A 16,463-nucleotide genomic window follows, 5' to 3' on the forward strand; every position below is an offset into this window, starting at 1 on the left:
GATATTTGGCCTGTTTCTCATGACCGCAACTGAGCCGTTTCATTCATCATGCGATTGGGCTGAAACATTTGACGGCTAAAAGACCGCTTAAATTCCCTATTGATGCGGCAGATGTTGAAGGGCGTTATTCATTGCTGGACCGTATGCGTTGTTCCGTTTCGATATCAAAGAAATGGGCTTTATTCATATCGAGAGCCAGCTCGATTTGTTCGCCTGGTTTAATTTCTGTACGAGCGTCGATGCGAGCAACGATCTCCTGGCCGTTGATTTGCGAATAAACCATCGTTTCGGCACCGAGCAATTCCGCCACCTCGACGTTTGCGATTATTTTTGTAGTTGGTGAAGCTTCAATAAACACGGGCTCGTCATGGAAATCTTCTGGGCGAATGCCTAAGATGACCTCTTTATTTACATATCCTTGCTCGCGCAGCATTTTCATTTTTCCTTCAGGAATGCCGATCGTGACGGAACCGGTTACGAATTGGCCATCTTCCAGTGTTCCTCGTAAAAAGTTCATGGCCGGCGATCCGATAAAGCCGCCGACAAAAATGTTTTCCGGCTTTTCATATACTTCTTTTGGCGTGCCTACTTGCTGAATGACGCCATCCTTCATGACAACAAGGCGGGTAGCCATCGTCATGGCTTCAGTTTGATCGTGTGTTACATAAATGGTAGTTGTTTCTAGGCGTTGGTGCAATTTTGCAATTTCTGAGCGCATTTGCACCCGAAGCTTAGCATCAAGGTTAGAAAGCGGCTCGTCCATTAAAAACACCTTGGCATCGCGGACAATGGCGCGCCCTAAGGCAACGCGCTGGCGCTGACCACCGGATAGAGCCTTTGGCTTGCGATCAAGATATTGTTCCAGTCCAAGAATGCGGGCAGCCTCGCGAACACGACGGTCAATTTCTGCTTTTGGGAATTTGCGCAATTTTAATCCGAATGCCATATTGTCATAAACGCTCATATGCGGATAAAGCGCATAGTTCTGAAACACCATGGCAATATCGCGATCTTTTGGAGCTACGTCATTCATGCGCTTGCCGTCAATATATAAATCGCCTTTTGAAATTTCCTCAAGGCCAGCAATCATCCGAAGCGTTGTCGATTTTCCGCATCCTGATGGGCCAACGAAGACAATAAATTCTTTTTCTTGGATATGGAGATTAAAATCCTTTACAGCCGTTACGTTATTATCGTAGATTTTGTAAATATGCTCTAAACGAAGCTCAGCCATTTGAATCCCTCCGCGAAATCGTTTTCACTTTTTCTTCATCATACGGAAAATAGCGGAAGGCGTAAATGGACAATGTGCACAAAAAATAGCGAAGATTTTAGGCAGCGTGATGAATTAGTGATTCTTTATGGATTCAGTTGCTAAGATGGCTAAATAAACAGCGACCGCGCCTTTAAAATGTTTAATATCGATTCCTGTTTTTTCGATAAATTTATCGAGGCGGTACTGCAAGCTGTTGCGGTGCATATAAAGTTTTTTGGCAGCCGATGAAACATTTAAATTGCATTGAAAAAATACTTTGATGGTTTCGAGCAATTCATCATCAATGCTATGAACGATGGAGCGGAGATGTTGAATGGTTTCCGAATCTGGATGATGATGAATCAATGCGATCGGCAATATATCTTCAATCGTATAAACGGTTTGTGTTTGAATGTATGTTTTAGCCCAGTTGAAATATTGTTTTTCAAGGCGAAAATGGCGATAAAGCTCATGATGATTTGGATGTGTTTGGCCAATGAATACATGGAGCGTTACATAAAAATCACTTGAAAGGGTATCGATCATCTCAAGAAACGGAAGATGCTTTTCCACCTGGCTGAGTCGCTTTTCTATAATCACTCCCCCATATTCATTTTCCCAAATAATCATAAATGTTTCATCAAGCAAACCGGCTATTGCTTCGTGGAAGTCCGCTTGATCTATTGCAGTTTGTTTGGTTTGAAAGTGAATAAAGCGGTAATAAGGAGAGTGGTTATCAAGAAGGCGAAGCGGTGTATCATCTCCTTGGATAACAAAACAATGCCAAGCGAATTCCTCTTTTGTCAGTAGCCGCTGATTCTGGAGCATAGGGATAAAGAAGATGGACAACAGCTGTTTTTCCCGCTCGGTCAGTGCTTTTTTTAAAATACCGATTCGATCTCCTTGTTTTGTATAAAACCATTCATATTTATCCATTTGTTCTGTTTGTTCATTGATGAGCAGCGCATCTTTAAAATGAGCTTTTAATTGTTCGAGCATTGTGCGCCTTCCTTTCTTTGTCATAGTTTTAACTTTTGGATGGAGCCTATTGTTTTTTGACGGACCTATGGCGGAACAATGGACCATTTCACAGTCGAATGAATGGAAGTGATGGTGCTTCAGTCTTTGGATAATGAAGCAGGCTTATCTGATCGTCGAGACTCCGGAGAAAATCTATTTTAGTTGCCAGTTGAACTGATATCGCGGTGTTAGGGAAATGATAAAATCCCTCAGCTATGGTGGTCATATTCTGATTTTATCTTGGCCCGATTCCTTATTTTCGCCGTCAGTCTTCTATTGTTTATTATACAAAAAAACCGATTTTCCCTGTAAAAAGGAAAATCGGCATCTGCTTTTAGCTTATTTCATGTGGCGGTTCTTCTTCTATTAGCTCATGTGCTTCTTCAATATTTGTTGCTTCATGGCGCGCATGTACGTAACCTCCTGCCATTCCTTCATTAATCATGCGATCAATGTCCATGTAATATTTATCGCGTCCTTCGTGACAGGAATCTTTTTGATGCTTGTGATCCATCTTCCCACCCTCCTTTGCTTGTTAAGTTTATTTTGTCATATATAAACTCCTTCATTCATATATATGAAGGCAAATGGACAAGCATAGCAGGAGGGAAAATATGTTGGATATGCTAGAACAAGCGATTCGCGCTACATTTGTGACATGGCAATTAGCGGAGCAATTGTTAGAGAAACTATGTGATGAACAATGGCAGTCATGGCTGACTTCATATATCGCGAAAGAACAAAAACAGCATGAAATATGGAAATATTTATTTATGGTATCAAGAGGAATTCCGTATGAAAGAGCCTTAAATGATAAAGGTCAAGCTGTGCAGCACGTTGAAGAAATGGTGGCAGCTTTGTTTTTTCATGAGATAGAAAAAAACATGCTGTATTATCGCATGTACACTCAGCTCGCGAAAGCACCGAAATATGCGGCAGAGCAAGCGCTAACGCATTCATTGGAACATAGCCGTTGTTTTTTTCAGTGGATGCAGAAAGAGAGAGAACAAGCACAGCTTATATAAAGCTGGTGCAAGAAATGATCGACCATCTTTTCCTCCGTTGTCACCTATTTGCGCTTTCACCGAACAAACGATATAATGAGACATTAGGCAAATAAGTAAACATCAGAGCGGAGGAAGGAAGATGGAAACCGTTTTGTATGTGCTGTTTATGGTTGCTGCTGGTGCGATTATCGGAGGAGTCACTAACGCGCTAGCGATAAAAATGCTATTTCGTCCGTATAAGCCGATTTATGTCTATGGAAAACGCCTTCCTTTTACACCAGGGTTAATCCCAAAGCGGCGTGAAGAACTGGCGCATCAGTTAGGGAAAATGGTAGTAGAGCATCTGTTGACAGCGGAAGGAATTCGCCGCAAGTTGATGGAGGCTGAACTGATAGACGGTGTGATTCAATGGGGACAACAGTTGGCCGATCGTTGGCTGAGCAGCGAGCAAACAGTGGACGGGCTGCTTCGCCAGCTTGGCATGAGAGCCCCGAAAGAATGGATTGATGCCAAAATAGCACAATGGCTCGAAGATACGTATGAAAGCTCACTAGCTCCTTTAAGAAATAAAAGGATTTATGATGTCCTGCCAGCTGAGGTGCGCGTTCAAGTAGAGAAAAGGGTAAGTGCTTTTGCCGATTATATCGCAGATCGGGTGCTCAGCTATTTTCAAAGTGAGGATGGAAAACAACGGATTGCCCAAATGATTGACGAATTTTTTATTGGTCGTGGCATGTTTGGAAACATGCTGCAAATGTTTCTAGGCAATGTAAATCTTGTTGACAAAGTCCAGCCAGAAGTGATTAAATTTCTTAAACATCAAGGGACAAGACAAATGCTAGCCCAGCTTTTATTGGATGAGTGGCACAAGTGGTCCGCCGCTTCTGTTGCAGAGGCGGAAGCTTTTATTGGGAAAGAACGGATTCAGCAGTCGCTGCGCAATTGGGTGATAAAAGCCATTCATCAAAATGAAATATGGGAGAAAAAAGTAGCAGATCTTGCAGCTATGTATCGTGAGTCTATTATCAATGAATGGATTCCAAAGTCAATAGAGAAAGCGCGGCAATGGATTATTGGTCAAGTAGAAGCGCTTATCGAACGCTTGCAAGTCGCTGATATTGTTCGTAAAGAAGTGGAAAAATTTCCTGTTGAACGTCTTGAGCAAATGATTCTGTTAATTTCACAGCGCGAATTTAAGATGATTACGTATTTAGGAGCGCTCTTGGGAGGAATCATCGGAATCTTTCAAGCGATTGTCGGATTGTGGTTTTAGCAGGTCGCGTTAATATTAGGAAGAAGCAAAAAAGCTGACGTTAAGCCCTATCAGTTTGTTTTTTAGCAAATGAATTGAATCCCCAACAGTAGTGATATGTTTTCATTTTCTCGCCATCCATTCGGCAAGGGATCGGACGCCCCACTCATTCATCCGTTATATATGGGCTGAGGAGCTCGCTTGATCACTTGGTGTCATATTGTTTTTTAGGAGCGCATATGTTTAGGAATAACCGTAATTTTTATCTTTAGGAGGCTATTTTATGTCCAATTCATTGTATACACTGGCTCAACAATTAGAGCAGGCGATTCGCACGAGCGAGGATTTCCAGCAGCTCAAGCGGGCGTATGAAGCGGTGCGTCGCGATGAAACTGCCTATCGCATGTTTAATCATTTCCGGCAATTGCAGCTGCAGCTACACGAAAAGCAGTTTACGGGAGCGGCCATTTCTCCAGAAGAAGTGGAACAAGCACAAAAAGCAATGACGCTGACACAGCAAAATGAAAAATTATCAACTCTTATGGCGCTTGAACAGCGCATGAGCATGACAATTGCCGACATGAACCAAATCATCATGAAACCGCTTGAAGAATTATATCGCTCATTTGCTGAATAAGGGAGAACACTCAATTGAGTGTTCTTTTTTTATCCTACTTGTCATAGCTATGTGATAGGCAAGTGTGACAACATGAAAAGGGGGAAGCTGCTTTGTCTTATAAATTACTTGCTCTTAATATCGATGGGACGATTTTAAAACAGAATGGGCGTCTGCAAAAGGAAACAAAGGAAGCAGTGGAATTTGTCAAACGAAAAGGAGTATATGTGACATTAATGACCGGGCGAAATTTGCTATCAGCGCGAAAAATAGCGAAATCGTTAAAATTAAATACGATGATTATCACGTTTCAAGGAGCGATCATCGGAAAATCGTTAAATGAGAAATTATATGAGGCGACCATTCCAGAGGAACGGACATTTAATATTGTGCAAATTTTGGAAAATTATTCATGCAATGTTCGACTCATGCATGAACGATACTCGCTTGGAAATCGTAAAAAGGTTCAGAAGCAATTGGTGGTAAAAACCGTGCTGTCTTCTGGAGATCCGTTTTTTTATCCAACTCAATTTGTTGATTCGCTAAGTGATGTTCTGCGCGATGATCCAATTGCTGTTCCTAAAATTGACGTATATTTTGCCAATGAAAAAGAGAAAAAAGAGGTGACTTCTCTTCTAGGACAGGAATTTCCAACGGTTGATATGATTGAACATCCGAATGGAAAAGTAGAAATTGTGCCAAGCGGTGTCTCCAAGCTAGATGGACTCAAAAGACTTGGGGATGTTTTAGGAATTTCATTAAAAGAAATGGTTGTCATTGGTGATGGAATCGATGACATTCAAGCCATTGAAGCGGCGGGATTAGGAGTGGCAATGGGAAATGCGCCTGCTGAGGTCAAAAAGGCAGCGGACTGGATTACGCGTTCTAACGAACAGCTCGGGGTTGCTTACATGATTAAAGAGCATTTTCGCAAGCAGCAGCGTCCAGAGTTTTTGCATAAATTGAAAATGAAGCGATGAAAGGGGGCTGAGATGAAATCTCAGCCTTTTATGATGTTCGGAAATAATCGTCACTTGACGAGCATAAACGGCCTTCTGTACACTTAAATAAGTTTGACGTAGAAAGGTGATATCATTGCGCATTCAAATTTACGGATTACATGCCTTGGAACAAATTAAGCGCCCGCTTGAAGTGATAACAGGATTATTTTTTGAAGAATATGAGTTATTATTTGAACCAGCTTCTTCCGCTGCTGATATAGTTGTCACCTTTTCGCTGCATGGAGAAGAAATGGGCATCGTGAACGGGATGCTCATTGAAACGGCCAGCGGGCATGAATGGAAGCATGATTATCAAACAGATTTGCGTTTGTGCCACGACGAGAAAGCGCGGCTGAAACAATGGAAACAGGCGGTTTTTCATGTTTATCTAACACTTTTTCAAGAATATACGGGAATGATTCAGCAATGGGGAATTTTAACCGGAGTGCGCCCGATTAAGCTGCTGCACCAAAAATTGCGGTCAGGTCTGTCACAAACGGAAGCGCATCGCCAGCTTCGAGAAGATTATTTAATAACCGAAGAAAAAATTCAGCTGATGCAAAAAATTGTGGATCGGCAACTAACCGTTGTCCCCGATTTATATGACCTTGCCCATGAAGTAAGCATTTATATCGGCATCCCATTCTGTCCGACAAAGTGTGCGTATTGCACGTTTCCAGCCTATGCGATTAATGGACGCCAAGGCTCGGTTGATGCCTTTTTAGCTGGTCTCCATTATGAGATAAAAGAAGTCGGACAGTTTTTAAAGGAGCGCGGCGTCAATATTACGACCATTTATTACGGCGGCGGTACTCCAACCAGTATAACTGCTGAAGAAATGGATCGATTATACGAGCAGATGTATCAATCGTTCCCAAATATGGAACGCGTCCGAGAAATAACAGTAGAAGCAGGACGACCGGATACGATCACTCCGGAAAAGCTGGAGGTGCTTAAAAAGTGGAACATCGACCGCATCAGCATCAACCCGCAATCCTATATTCAGGAAACGCTGAGAGCGATCGGCCGGCATCATACGGTTGAAGAGACGGTGGAAAAATTTCATTTGGCGCGCCAGATGGGGATGAACAACATTAACATGGATTTAATTATCGGTCTTCCGGGAGAAGGAATCGAACAGTTTAACTACACACTTGCGCAAACAGAAAAGCTGCTGCCTGAGTCATTGACGGTCCATACTTTGTCGTTTAAACGGGCGTCAGAAATGACAAAAAACAAAGAAAAATACAGAGTGGCCGACCGTGAAGAGATTCAGACGATGATGAAAAACGCCGAAGCATGGACAAAGCGTCATGGCTATGTACCTTATTATTTGTACCGCCAGAAAAATATTCTCGGTAATCTAGAAAATGTAGGGTATGCGCTTCCGGGACAAGAAAGCCTTTATAACATTATGATTATGGAAGAGCAACAATCGATTATCGGTCTCGGATGTGGGGCATCAAGCAAATTTGTCCACCCGAAAACGCGAGCGATTACCCGTTTTGCTAATCCGAAAGAACCGAAAGTATATAATGAAAACTTTGTACACTATACAGAGGAAAAACTGAAAATGATGGACGAGTTGTTTCGTTAAACGTTCTGCGTAAATATGGCGGAAAGCGGGCATCCGTTAAAATCGGAAACCCGCTTTTTGTTTATATTTGCGACTGTGGGGCAAGAACCGTCCGCTTGCGGCCCGGACACACACTTCAAAACAAACGTATCATTCGCCCGCGTGATTTGTTAAAACGGGAATATAGGATCGGCCCAGCTGTCGAACCATAACATGAACGCGTCATGGCGGACGGTGACGATTCACGTCAAATAAACACGATGGACAGTGGTATGAAACGGAAAAAACCCCCGAATGTTTCGGGGTTTTTGTCATTAACGATGAAACAAAATCAATTTTCCGCTTGAGGTCGTGCAACGATGCGTTTTATCGTAACAGTTATGCTCACGCAGCTTTTGCTCGCCGATTTTTTTAGCTTCTTCTTCATTGTGTGCTTCAAATGTTTCGTTTAATAACGTCTCTCCATTTTTATCAAAAGCAGTTAAAGTAAATGTCGGCACGATCGCTCCTCCTTTGCTGAATAATGAATGAACATTAAATATTTTGCTGTTTTTTGAAAATTTCCTTCTCAAATGTGAAACTTTTCGATAACATAAAACGTGTAATATAATGTGGAAATTTTATCTTTTATTTCAAAATTGGGGGAAGTAGCGATGAGCTTACGACTCGAGCAGGTAACGAAACGTTTTGGAAATGTGACTGCGGTTGATCACCTTACGTTAAGTATTCCGGAAGGAGAGATGTTTGGATTTCTTGGAGCAAATGGAGCGGGTAAAACAACGACATTCCGCATGATTTTAGGATTGCTTGAGCCAACGTCGGGAGCGGTCCAATGGAACGATGAAGCCATTACATACGCTAAAAGCCATTTAATTGGGTATTTGCCGGAGGAACGAGGCCTGTATCCAAAATTAAAAGTGAGGGAACAGCTTATTTATTTAGGAAGGCTGCGCGGCCTTGATAAGCAAACGATCATTCAAGAAATGGAAAAATGGCTCGACCGTTTTAAAGTGCCTGAATATGCGGAAAAAAGAGTAGAAGAATTGTCAAAGGGAAATCAGCAAAAAATTCAATTTATTGCTGCGGTTTTGCATCAACCGAAGCTGTTAATTTTGGACGAACCGTTCAGCGGCCTTGATCCTGTGAATGTGGAGCTGTTGAAAGAGGCGGTGCTTGATTTAAAAAATAATGGCACTACTATCGTATTTTCAAGCCACCGCATGGAGCATGTGGAGGAGTTGTGTGAATATTTGTGTATTATGCATCGCGGCAAGCCGGTAGTCCACGGGGCGCTGAGAGAGATTAAGCGATCCTTTGGCAAAAAAAACATTATTATTCATGCTGATTTTCCGCTTGATGAGCTGCGCCATTTTCCGGGAGTCATGAAAGCAAAGCAAACAGCGGAAGGAATTCATCTGCAGGTGGAAGATGAAGACGTTTCCCAACACATCCTGGCCCATATTGCCGACAAAGGGTTTATTCGGAAATTTGCTTTAGAGGAACCTTCTTTGAATGACATTTTTATTGAAAAAGTAGGTGCGGCATATGAATAAATTTTGGATTGTCCTATGGCATACGTATATCACAAAACTGAAATCGAAATCGTTTATTATTACGACTGCGATTACCTCTTTGCTCATTCTTGGAGTGACGAATATCACCCACATTATTGACTTTTTTAACAAAAATGAAAAGAAAACGATTGCGGTGATGGATCAAACGGAGGAGATGTATAAGCCGTTGAAGGCGCAGCTTGAAAAAAGCGGCGACAAAAAGATCAGCCTGGAATTCTTTCAAGGATCGGAGAAAGCGGCGAAGCAAAAGGTAGAGAGCGGTCAATGGGAAGCTTTTTTAAAAATTGCTTATGATGATAAGCAGTTGCCTGAAGCGGTATATTATGCGAAGACGGTTGCTGATAGCGATACATCCGATCAAGTAAAAGAAGCGCTTCAGCAAATCAAAACGGCGATGGCGACGGCTAAAATCGGCTTAAAGCAGGAGCAAATAACGCAGCTGTATGAGCCGGTGTCGTTCCAAAAAATCGCGTTGGAGGAAAACGCGAAAACGGAAGAGGAATTAAATCAAGCAAGAGGACTTGTTTATGTTTTAGTGTTTGCCATGTATATGTTCGTGCTTATGTATGGATCGATGATCGCTTCAGAGGTCTCGACCGAGAAATCATCACGTATTATGGAAATTCTGGTTTCCAGCGTTCCTCCCGTTCAGCAAATGTTCGGTAAAATTATTGGAGTGGCTCTCCTCAGTTTGACACAGTTTTTGGTTTTATTTGCGATTGGTTTTAGCTCCTTGAAAAGCAGTGGAAAAGAGCTATTGCAGCTTTTAGGCTTTGAACATCTTCCGGTTTCGACGCTCGTTTATGCTGTCGTCCTTTTCCTGCTCGGTTATTTTTTATATGCCACGTTATTTGCCGTTCTTGGCTCTATGGTCAGCCGTGCGGAAGAAGTGCAGCAGGTCGTTATGCCGGTCACCATGCTTGTCATTGCCGCTTTTTTAATTGCCATGTTTGGCTTGAATGCTCCTGAAGCTTCGTTTATTACGGTGACTTCCTTTATCCCGTTTTTTACACCGATGATTATGCTTCTGCGGATCGGCATGCTGAATATCCCTTTCTGGGAAGTAGCGCTGAGCCTTGTGTTGTTAATCGGCACGATTGTGTTGTTTGCTTTTTTAGGATCGAAAATTTACCGTGGCGGCGTTTTAATGTATGGGAAATCGACTTCGCTTAAAGATATGAAAAAAGCGCTTGAGCTAACGAAGAAATAAGATCTTGCTTTAGGCAAGGTCTTATTTTTTGCCTAAGCTGGATATGGTATACTAGACGATAGGCAAATACGGAAACGGAGGAGAATGGCTTGGCAAAAGGGATTATTCATTACGAAGTCGGAGAACAAGTCGATGTTTATTTGTTGATAAAATCTGTTGCCAAAGGGATCGCAAGTAACGGGAAGCCGTTTTTAACTCTTATTTTGCAAGATAAAACAGGCGAAATTGAAGCAAAGCTATGGGATGCTTCATCAGAAGATGAAAATGTGTATGTGCCGGAAAGCATTGTCAAAGTATTCGGAGATATTAGCAACTACCGGGGGCGTACACAGCTTAAAATTCGCAATATTCGCCCGGCCAATCAAGCGGATCCGGTACGGATCGCCGATTTTCTTGAAGTTGCGCCAATGAAGCGGGACGAAATGACGGAGAAACTCACGCAGTATATTTTTGAAATGAAAAATCCGAATATCCAGCGCATTACGAGACATTTGCTCAAAAAGTATGAAAGCAAATTTTTGGAGTATCCGGCAGCTACGAAAAACCATCATGAATTTATTTCCGGTCTTGCCTATCATGTTGTTTCGATGCTTGATTTGGCAAAAGCGATCGCTCGCCTTTATCCATCGCTGGATCGGGATCTTCTATACGCGGGAGTCATTTTGCACGACCTTGGTAAAGTGATTGAATTATCAGGGCCTATTTCTACGACCTATACGCTTGAAGGAAACTTACTTGGACATATTTCGATTATGGTAGGCGAAATTGGCAAGGCGGCTGAGCATCTTGGAATTGCTGGCGAGGAAGTCGTCATTCTGCAGCATATGGTGCTGAGCCATCACGGAAAAGCAGAGTGGGGGAGTCCGAAGCCGCCAATGGTGAAAGAGGCAGAGATTCTTCATTATATTGATAATTTAGATGCGAAAATGAATATGATTGATCGCGCATTGGAAAAAGTGAAGCCCGGAGAGTTTACCGAACGGATTTTTGCGTTGGACAACCGTTCATTTTATAAGCCGACATTTCAAAAATAACATAACGGAAGCAGATCGCTTCTGTTTTTTTGTGCATAAAAACGATCGTTGAATCATATAGTGGAAATAAGACAAGCTGAGTAGATAGGGGGGAAGAATGTGCTATCTTTGCCATGGTGGATTTATATTGTCATTGCTGGAATTATTTTTAGCGGGTACATGACGGTGAGAACGGCGGCTAAAGAGAGAGAAATCGATGAAGCCTTCATTGAAAAAGAAGGAGAAATTTATATGCAGCGCATTCGAGAGGAAAAAATGCGCCGGCAGCAGCAATCCTTATGATAGGCACAAGGCTTCAAACAGTTGCCAAACGCTTTCATCCGTTCGTCCGTTTATGAACGCTATGTTCGATTAGCGCCTTCACTCGGCAGCGTTCCTTGTCTGTCAAGCGTTTTTAAGAAAAATGCTGCTATGAATGGGGATAATTGTATAAAATGGTTGTAGACAAAGCAAAAAGGAACTTTATCAACCATTTGAATCCTTGTGATAGGCACAAGGATTTTATTTTTTATCCGTGGCGTCTTGATGTGCCAACATCAACATTTGGTCCATATAAGCCTATGGTGCTCCGATATGTCGGTGATCAAGAGACGGGGATTTACAAATAGCGATCACTCATATTTATAACAGCACAAGGACCATCCGTAAATCGATTGTATCTGATCCCAAAAGTTATTTTTTAGAATTTCCAAAAAATAAGCTTTATTTTTTTAGGTTTCATGTTAGGATAATAAATAACTGTTGTTCAGTAAAGAAATAAAGTAGGGGGAATCTAGCAGATGAAAAGGGCATACAACTTTAATGCAGGTCCATCAGCGCTTCCGCTTGCTGTATTGCAGCGTGCACAGCAGGAACTGCTTGATTTTCGCGACACCGGCATGTCGGTGATGGAATTAAGCCATCGCAGCAAAGAGTATGATGAGGTCCATAATCGGGCAAAGCAATTATTAAAAGAGCTTATGAATATTCCCGATACGCATGATGTGCTCTTTTTGCAAGGAGGAGCAAGTTTGCAGTTTTCGATGGTGCCCATGAATTTCCTGACAGATGGCCGAGTGGGCAATTATGTGCTAACGGGGGCTTGGTCGGAAAAAGCGTTGAAAGAAGCGAAAAAAGTAGGAGAAACGCATATTGCCGCATCGAGTAAAGAAGAGAATTACGCGTACATTCCAGCGAATGAAAGCATTCAGCTTTCCGAAGAGACCGCTTATTTACATATCACATCCAACAATACGATTTTTGGAACGCAATGGAACGAGTTTCCGGATGCGGATACCGATTTAATTGCCGACATGTCGAGCGATATTTTAAGCCGAGAGATCGATGTGGCGAGATTTGCTCTCATTTATGCCGGAGCGCAAAAAAATTTAGGACCGTCCGGTGTGACAGTAGCGATTATCCGCAACGATTTGCTTGAAAGAATTCCAGAAAATCTGCCGACCATGCTTGATTACCGCACATATAGCACAAGTAATTCTTTATATAATACGCCGCCGACCTTTGCGATTTATATGCTCTCGCTTGTGCTCGAATGGGTCCAAGAGCAGGGAGGAGTGGGAGTGATTGAAAAACGCAACCAAGAAAAAGCAGGGGTTATTTATGCCGCAATTGATGAAAGCGATGGGTTTTATGCGCCGCACGCGAAAAAAGGCAGCCGCTCTTTAATGAATATTACGTTTACATTGCCAAACGAAGAAGTAACAAAAAGATTTTTGGCTGAAGCAAAAGAACGCGGCTTTGTTGGATTGGCGGGACATCGTTCTGTTGGCGGCTGCCGCGCTTCTGTTTATAATGCGGTTCCTTTGGAAGCATGTGAAGCGTTAGCGCAATTTATGAAGGAGTTCCCAAAATATTTTGGTTAAAAATTTTTCTTCACTTTTATGCGATAAAGTAGTATAATGTAAAAAATCTTGTAATAGGCAAAAGGTACTAGAGAAGAGAAGGTTAGAAAGCTTAGATGAGGAGAGATGAGAAAATGAAAGCAAAAGTTTTAGTTTCTCTTGCACTGTTTGTGGGGATTGGTGCAGTGCTGCACAGTGCAATTCCTGGATTCTTTTTTGGCATGAAGCCAGATATGATGCTGCTGATGATGTTTTTGGGCATTTTGTTGTTTCCTGATAAAAAGTCAGTCGGTCTGCTGGGAATGGCAACCGGCATCATTTCTGGGATTACGACAAGCTTTCCAGGGGGGCTATTGCCCAATCTGCTTGATAAACCAACGACAGCCTTTATATTTTTGGCTTTGTTGCTTATGATGAAAAAATATGGACAAACAACGAAGGGGGCCGCTGTTTTAACAGCGATAGGAACGATCGTTTCTGGCACGATTTTTTTGACAGTCGCTCTACTTGTTGTCGGCCTGCCTGGAGGTGCGGCTTTTTCAAGCTTGTTCGTTACGGTTGTGTTGCCAACAGCCTTGATTAACACCCTTGCTATCTTATTCGTATATCCGCTTGTATCGTCCATTTTTAAGCGGACGAATATGGCGGCACAACCGTAAAACAACAAAACCCGATCGCTTCAGGTCGGGTTTTGCTATAAAAAGTGCTGCAGCGACCAGGCCAGCAAGAAAGAAAAAACAGCGGCAAATATATATAAAAGCAGCCTTTGCTGCAATATTCTTTTGGGCGGATACATTTTGGCCTTATGTAGCGAAAAAAATGTGGCTGCTGCAAGACAGAGAAAAACAACACTAAGAATATAACAAAAGGACATTATATAAACCATCATATTCTCCTCCTATGTTTCACTATATGTACCTTGTTCTTTAACTATGAGTCTCGAGATGTGTTATTCTTTATTTAAAAATTCTAACATTTGTATCTTTATTAATTTTTATTTTACTGGCATAATAGAATAAAATAATAATGGTGAGGGAAGAGTGGGTGGAACGATGAAACATGGAGAACAACATTATTCCATAAAAGAAGCAATGATGTTTAGCCAGCGGATTGCACAATTAAGCAAAGCGCTTTGGAAATCAATCGAAAAGGATTGGCAGCAGTGGATCAAACCGTTCGATCTAAACATTAATGAACATCATATTTTATGGATTGCTTATCATTTTAAAGGAGCTTCTATTTCAGAAATCGCAAAATTTGGGGTCATGCACGTATCAACCGCATTTAACTTTTCCAAAAAGCTAGAAGAAAGAGGACTGCTGTCCTTTTCTAAAAAACAAGATGATAAACGCAACACATATATTGAGTTGACAGAAAAAGGCGAGCAAGTGTTTTTGAAGCTGATGGAATCATATGATCCAAAGCAAAATGCTGTGTTGAATGGAGCACTGCCTTTGCGTGAGCTATACGGAAAATTTCCAGAAATTTTAGAAATGATGTGTATTATCCGCAATATTTATGGGGATGATTTCATGGAGATTTTCGAAAAATCGTTTGAAAATATTCAAACAGATTTTATTGAGGAAGAAGGAAAGCTGATAAAAAAGACGTTGCCAGAAGCTGAGAAGGAAGTAGCGAGCCAATCATGAGGAAGGAATCGTTTCGATCAACTTTTTAAATTCTTGCATCAGCGGAACAAACAAACGTTGTTTTAGCAAAGCATCAATAGTTTTTTCAAGCGGAAGACGAGGATGGAGCATGCCGGCAAAATGAAGCAAAAGCGGAGTGAAAATCGTCAAGCCTTCCGCTTTTTGTTTTTCATATTCTTTGTTCAATTCTTCACAAAGGGAAAGAACTTCTTCTACTTCTTCTTTTGCCAAATCAGCGGCGATAACGAGAGAATAAAAAGGATTTTTGGACTCATCCACCATTTGTAATAGCAGTGATCGGTGATACTCAAGTTTTGCCATTCGTTTTTCCATATGTCGTCTTCCCCCTTGTTATATATTTTATTCAAATAATAGAAAATAACCAACTATAAGTTTTTGTATGCATAACAGTCTGGCAACCATCAATTTTTAGCATTCTTTTCCTCCTATTAGCTCCATTTAGTTAGGAAGGGGGAGCTTCAACACTTGCGTGTCAGATTTAATTGATTCATTTGTTGTCTTTGTGCTCAATATGAGCGAATGTTATGCGTAAAAATCCAAGCTTGGAAGGCAAGTCGCCGATCTGCCCGGCTGCGCCAAAGCATGGCTGAGCGTCGGTTAACAAGCTGCTTACTCGTAAATGAACTTGGCTGTAAGCGGCATTGTTGGGTTGTGCGGCCATCGGAAAATACCGCAAACTTCATATTTTTGTCAATGTGAATATGTCGAGTGACAACGATTACATAAACATCGGTACATTTCTTTATTGATGCTGGAAAATTAAAGGTGGTAAAATACATATTGATTTATCCAGAAAAAAATTGTAAAGTAAATAAAGTAATTTTGTAAGGAATAGGAGGGGAGTTAAACATGACGATTTACTTCATACCCCTTGCTGTCATTATTTTATTTTCTATTAATCAGCTTACCAATACGCTTTGTGTTCAAAAAGAAATTCCCGAGGACAAACAGCCGGTCGTGTTCCGCACCATTAATGTACTTATCACTATTTTACTTATTTCTTCTTATTTTGAAATGTTATTTACATAAAAAAAGCTGACAGCCATGACTGCCAGCTTTTTTATTAGGCATTTAGAACCACCATGCACTCCCGACAATAATTAATAAAATAAACAACACGACAATCAACGCGAATCCACCAGCGTAAGGAACAGGTGCACCCATTATAACACCTCCTTTCAAAAAGGGGGCTCTCGTTTTTGGATAGTTTATTTTATGCAGCCGCGATAAAGTGTGTATAGGCACGTGCCCTATATTCATTCACGCTCATTTTCAGTTCTGGAAAAGCGGCGTTGTTTCGGTCGTAAGGCTGTCGAAATGCTTGCTTCAGGCACATGCTGACGCCTCTAGTTGTGATATAGATTTTTTCTTCATCTGCTATTCTTGTTTGAAGAAGAAGGATCATAA

Annotated in this window: 20 protein-coding genes; 13 read left to right on the forward strand and 7 right to left on the reverse strand. The window is 41.6% G+C overall.

Features of this window, described 5'->3' with window-relative positions; translation table 11 throughout:
• Positions 1-124: 124 nt before the first annotated feature.
• The 3 genes from B6A27_RS04865 to B6A27_RS04875 all read right to left on the reverse strand — a co-directional run bounded on the left by B6A27_RS04865 (position 125) and on the right by B6A27_RS04875 (position 2,789).
• Positions 125-1,234: an ABC transporter ATP-binding protein gene (locus B6A27_RS04865; RefSeq protein WP_044745621.1), complete on the reverse strand. Its 1,110-nt coding sequence runs from the start codon at positions 1,232-1,234 to the stop codon at positions 125-127.
• Positions 1,235-1,348: 114 nt separating this feature from the next.
• Positions 1,349-2,254 (reverse strand): PucR family transcriptional regulator, encoded by a 906-nt coding sequence (locus B6A27_RS04870; protein WP_080860476.1) that lies wholly within the window; start codon positions 2,252-2,254, stop codon positions 1,349-1,351.
• Positions 2,255-2,609: 355 nt separating this feature from the next.
• Complete coding sequence (locus tag B6A27_RS04875; protein ID WP_044745623.1) at positions 2,610-2,789, reverse strand: hypothetical protein; 180 nt, start codon at positions 2,787-2,789, stop codon at positions 2,610-2,612.
• 100 nt (positions 2,790-2,889) lie between these two features.
• Here B6A27_RS04875 and B6A27_RS04880 point away from each other — a divergent pair, with 100 nt between their 5' ends.
• The 5 genes from B6A27_RS04880 (at position 2,890) to B6A27_RS04900 (ending at position 7,748) form a co-directional block, all read left to right on the forward strand.
• Positions 2,890-3,300: a hypothetical protein gene (locus tag B6A27_RS04880; protein ID WP_044745624.1), complete on the forward strand. Its 411-nt coding sequence runs from the start codon at positions 2,890-2,892 to the stop codon at positions 3,298-3,300.
• A gap of 121 nt (positions 3,301-3,421) precedes the next feature.
• Positions 3,422-4,555, forward strand: a complete 1,134-nt coding sequence (locus B6A27_RS04885; protein WP_080860478.1) for a DUF445 domain-containing protein — start codon at positions 3,422-3,424, stop codon at positions 4,553-4,555.
• Positions 4,556-4,817: 262 nt separating this feature from the next.
• Positions 4,818-5,171, forward strand: coding sequence for a YlbF/YmcA family competence regulator (locus tag B6A27_RS04890; protein WP_080860480.1), 354 nt, complete (start codon positions 4,818-4,820; stop codon positions 5,169-5,171).
• Positions 5,172-5,263: 92 nt separating this feature from the next.
• The gene (locus B6A27_RS04895; protein WP_066148056.1) at positions 5,264-6,130 is read left to right on the forward strand and encodes a Cof-type HAD-IIB family hydrolase; all 867 of its coding nucleotides are present in this window, start codon (positions 5,264-5,266) and stop codon (positions 6,128-6,130) included.
• A gap of 106 nt (positions 6,131-6,236) precedes the next feature.
• On the forward strand, positions 6,237-7,748 hold the full coding sequence (locus tag B6A27_RS04900; RefSeq protein ID WP_236631792.1) for a coproporphyrinogen III oxidase: 1,512 nt from the start codon (positions 6,237-6,239) through the stop codon (positions 7,746-7,748).
• 293 nt (positions 7,749-8,041) lie between these two features.
• On the opposite strand, the gene B6A27_RS04905 is transcribed toward B6A27_RS04900, so the two are convergent.
• Entirely contained in the window at positions 8,042-8,227 is a 186-nt protein-coding gene (locus B6A27_RS04905) for a YhzD family protein (protein ID WP_080860482.1), read from the reverse strand.
• Between the two features lie 153 nt (positions 8,228-8,380).
• Between B6A27_RS04905 and B6A27_RS04910 the strand changes: the two genes are divergently transcribed.
• The 6 genes from B6A27_RS04910 to B6A27_RS04935 all read left to right on the forward strand — a co-directional run bounded on the left by B6A27_RS04910 (position 8,381) and on the right by B6A27_RS04935 (position 14,045).
• On the forward strand, positions 8,381-9,280 hold the full coding sequence (locus B6A27_RS04910; protein ID WP_044745629.1) for an ABC transporter ATP-binding protein: 900 nt from the start codon (positions 8,381-8,383) through the stop codon (positions 9,278-9,280).
• Complete coding sequence (locus B6A27_RS04915) at positions 9,273-10,511, forward strand: ABC transporter permease (RefSeq protein WP_080860483.1); 1,239 nt, start codon at positions 9,273-9,275, stop codon at positions 10,509-10,511. The genes B6A27_RS04910 and B6A27_RS04915 overlap by 8 nt, the downstream gene beginning before the upstream one ends.
• Before the next feature lie 89 nt (positions 10,512-10,600).
• Complete coding sequence (gene yhaM, locus B6A27_RS04920; protein WP_080860485.1) at positions 10,601-11,545, forward strand: 3'-5' exoribonuclease YhaM; 945 nt, start codon at positions 10,601-10,603, stop codon at positions 11,543-11,545.
• A gap of 99 nt (positions 11,546-11,644) precedes the next feature.
• On the forward strand, positions 11,645-11,827 hold the full coding sequence (locus B6A27_RS04925; RefSeq protein WP_080860487.1) for a sporulation YhaL family protein: 183 nt from the start codon (positions 11,645-11,647) through the stop codon (positions 11,825-11,827).
• Between the two features lie 497 nt (positions 11,828-12,324).
• Positions 12,325-13,407: a 3-phosphoserine/phosphohydroxythreonine transaminase gene (serC, locus tag B6A27_RS04930; protein WP_080860488.1), complete on the forward strand. Its 1,083-nt coding sequence runs from the start codon at positions 12,325-12,327 to the stop codon at positions 13,405-13,407.
• Between the two features lie 113 nt (positions 13,408-13,520).
• The gene (locus B6A27_RS04935) at positions 13,521-14,045 is read left to right on the forward strand and encodes a tryptophan transporter (protein ID WP_066148070.1); all 525 of its coding nucleotides are present in this window, start codon (positions 13,521-13,523) and stop codon (positions 14,043-14,045) included.
• Between the two features lie 35 nt (positions 14,046-14,080).
• Here B6A27_RS04935 and yhzF read toward each other — a convergent pair whose 3' ends face one another.
• A complete protein-coding gene (gene yhzF / locus B6A27_RS19480; RefSeq protein ID WP_483294907.1) occupies positions 14,081-14,275 on the reverse strand; it encodes a membrane protein YhzF in 195 nt (64 codons plus the stop codon).
• A gap of 163 nt (positions 14,276-14,438) precedes the next feature.
• On the opposite strand from yhzF, the gene B6A27_RS04945 reads away from it, so the two are divergent.
• Positions 14,439-15,035: an HTH-type transcriptional regulator Hpr gene (locus tag B6A27_RS04945; protein ID WP_172798649.1), complete on the forward strand. Its 597-nt coding sequence runs from the start codon at positions 14,439-14,441 to the stop codon at positions 15,033-15,035.
• On the opposite strand, the gene B6A27_RS04950 is transcribed toward B6A27_RS04945, so the two are convergent.
• On the reverse strand, positions 15,030-15,368 hold the full coding sequence (locus B6A27_RS04950) for a YhaI family protein (RefSeq protein ID WP_044745637.1): 339 nt from the start codon (positions 15,366-15,368) through the stop codon (positions 15,030-15,032). The two genes, B6A27_RS04945 and B6A27_RS04950, sit on opposite strands and share 6 nt — an antisense overlap.
• Positions 15,369-15,905: 537 nt before the next feature.
• Between B6A27_RS04950 and B6A27_RS04960 the strand changes: the two genes are divergently transcribed.
• Positions 15,906-16,085 (forward strand): hypothetical protein, encoded by a 180-nt coding sequence (locus B6A27_RS04960; protein ID WP_066148079.1) that lies wholly within the window; start codon positions 15,906-15,908, stop codon positions 16,083-16,085.
• 42 nt (positions 16,086-16,127) lie between these two features.
• On the opposite strand, the gene B6A27_RS18425 is transcribed toward B6A27_RS04960, so the two are convergent.
• On the reverse strand, positions 16,128-16,220 hold the full coding sequence (locus tag B6A27_RS18425) for a YjcZ family sporulation protein (RefSeq protein WP_063504933.1): 93 nt from the start codon (positions 16,218-16,220) through the stop codon (positions 16,128-16,130).
• Positions 16,221-16,463: the final 243 nt, after the last annotated feature.

Source organism: Anoxybacillus sp. UARK-01 (genome assembly GCF_002075365.1).
Taxonomy (GTDB): domain Bacteria; phylum Bacillota; class Bacilli; order Bacillales; family Anoxybacillaceae; genus Anoxybacteroides; species Anoxybacteroides rupiense.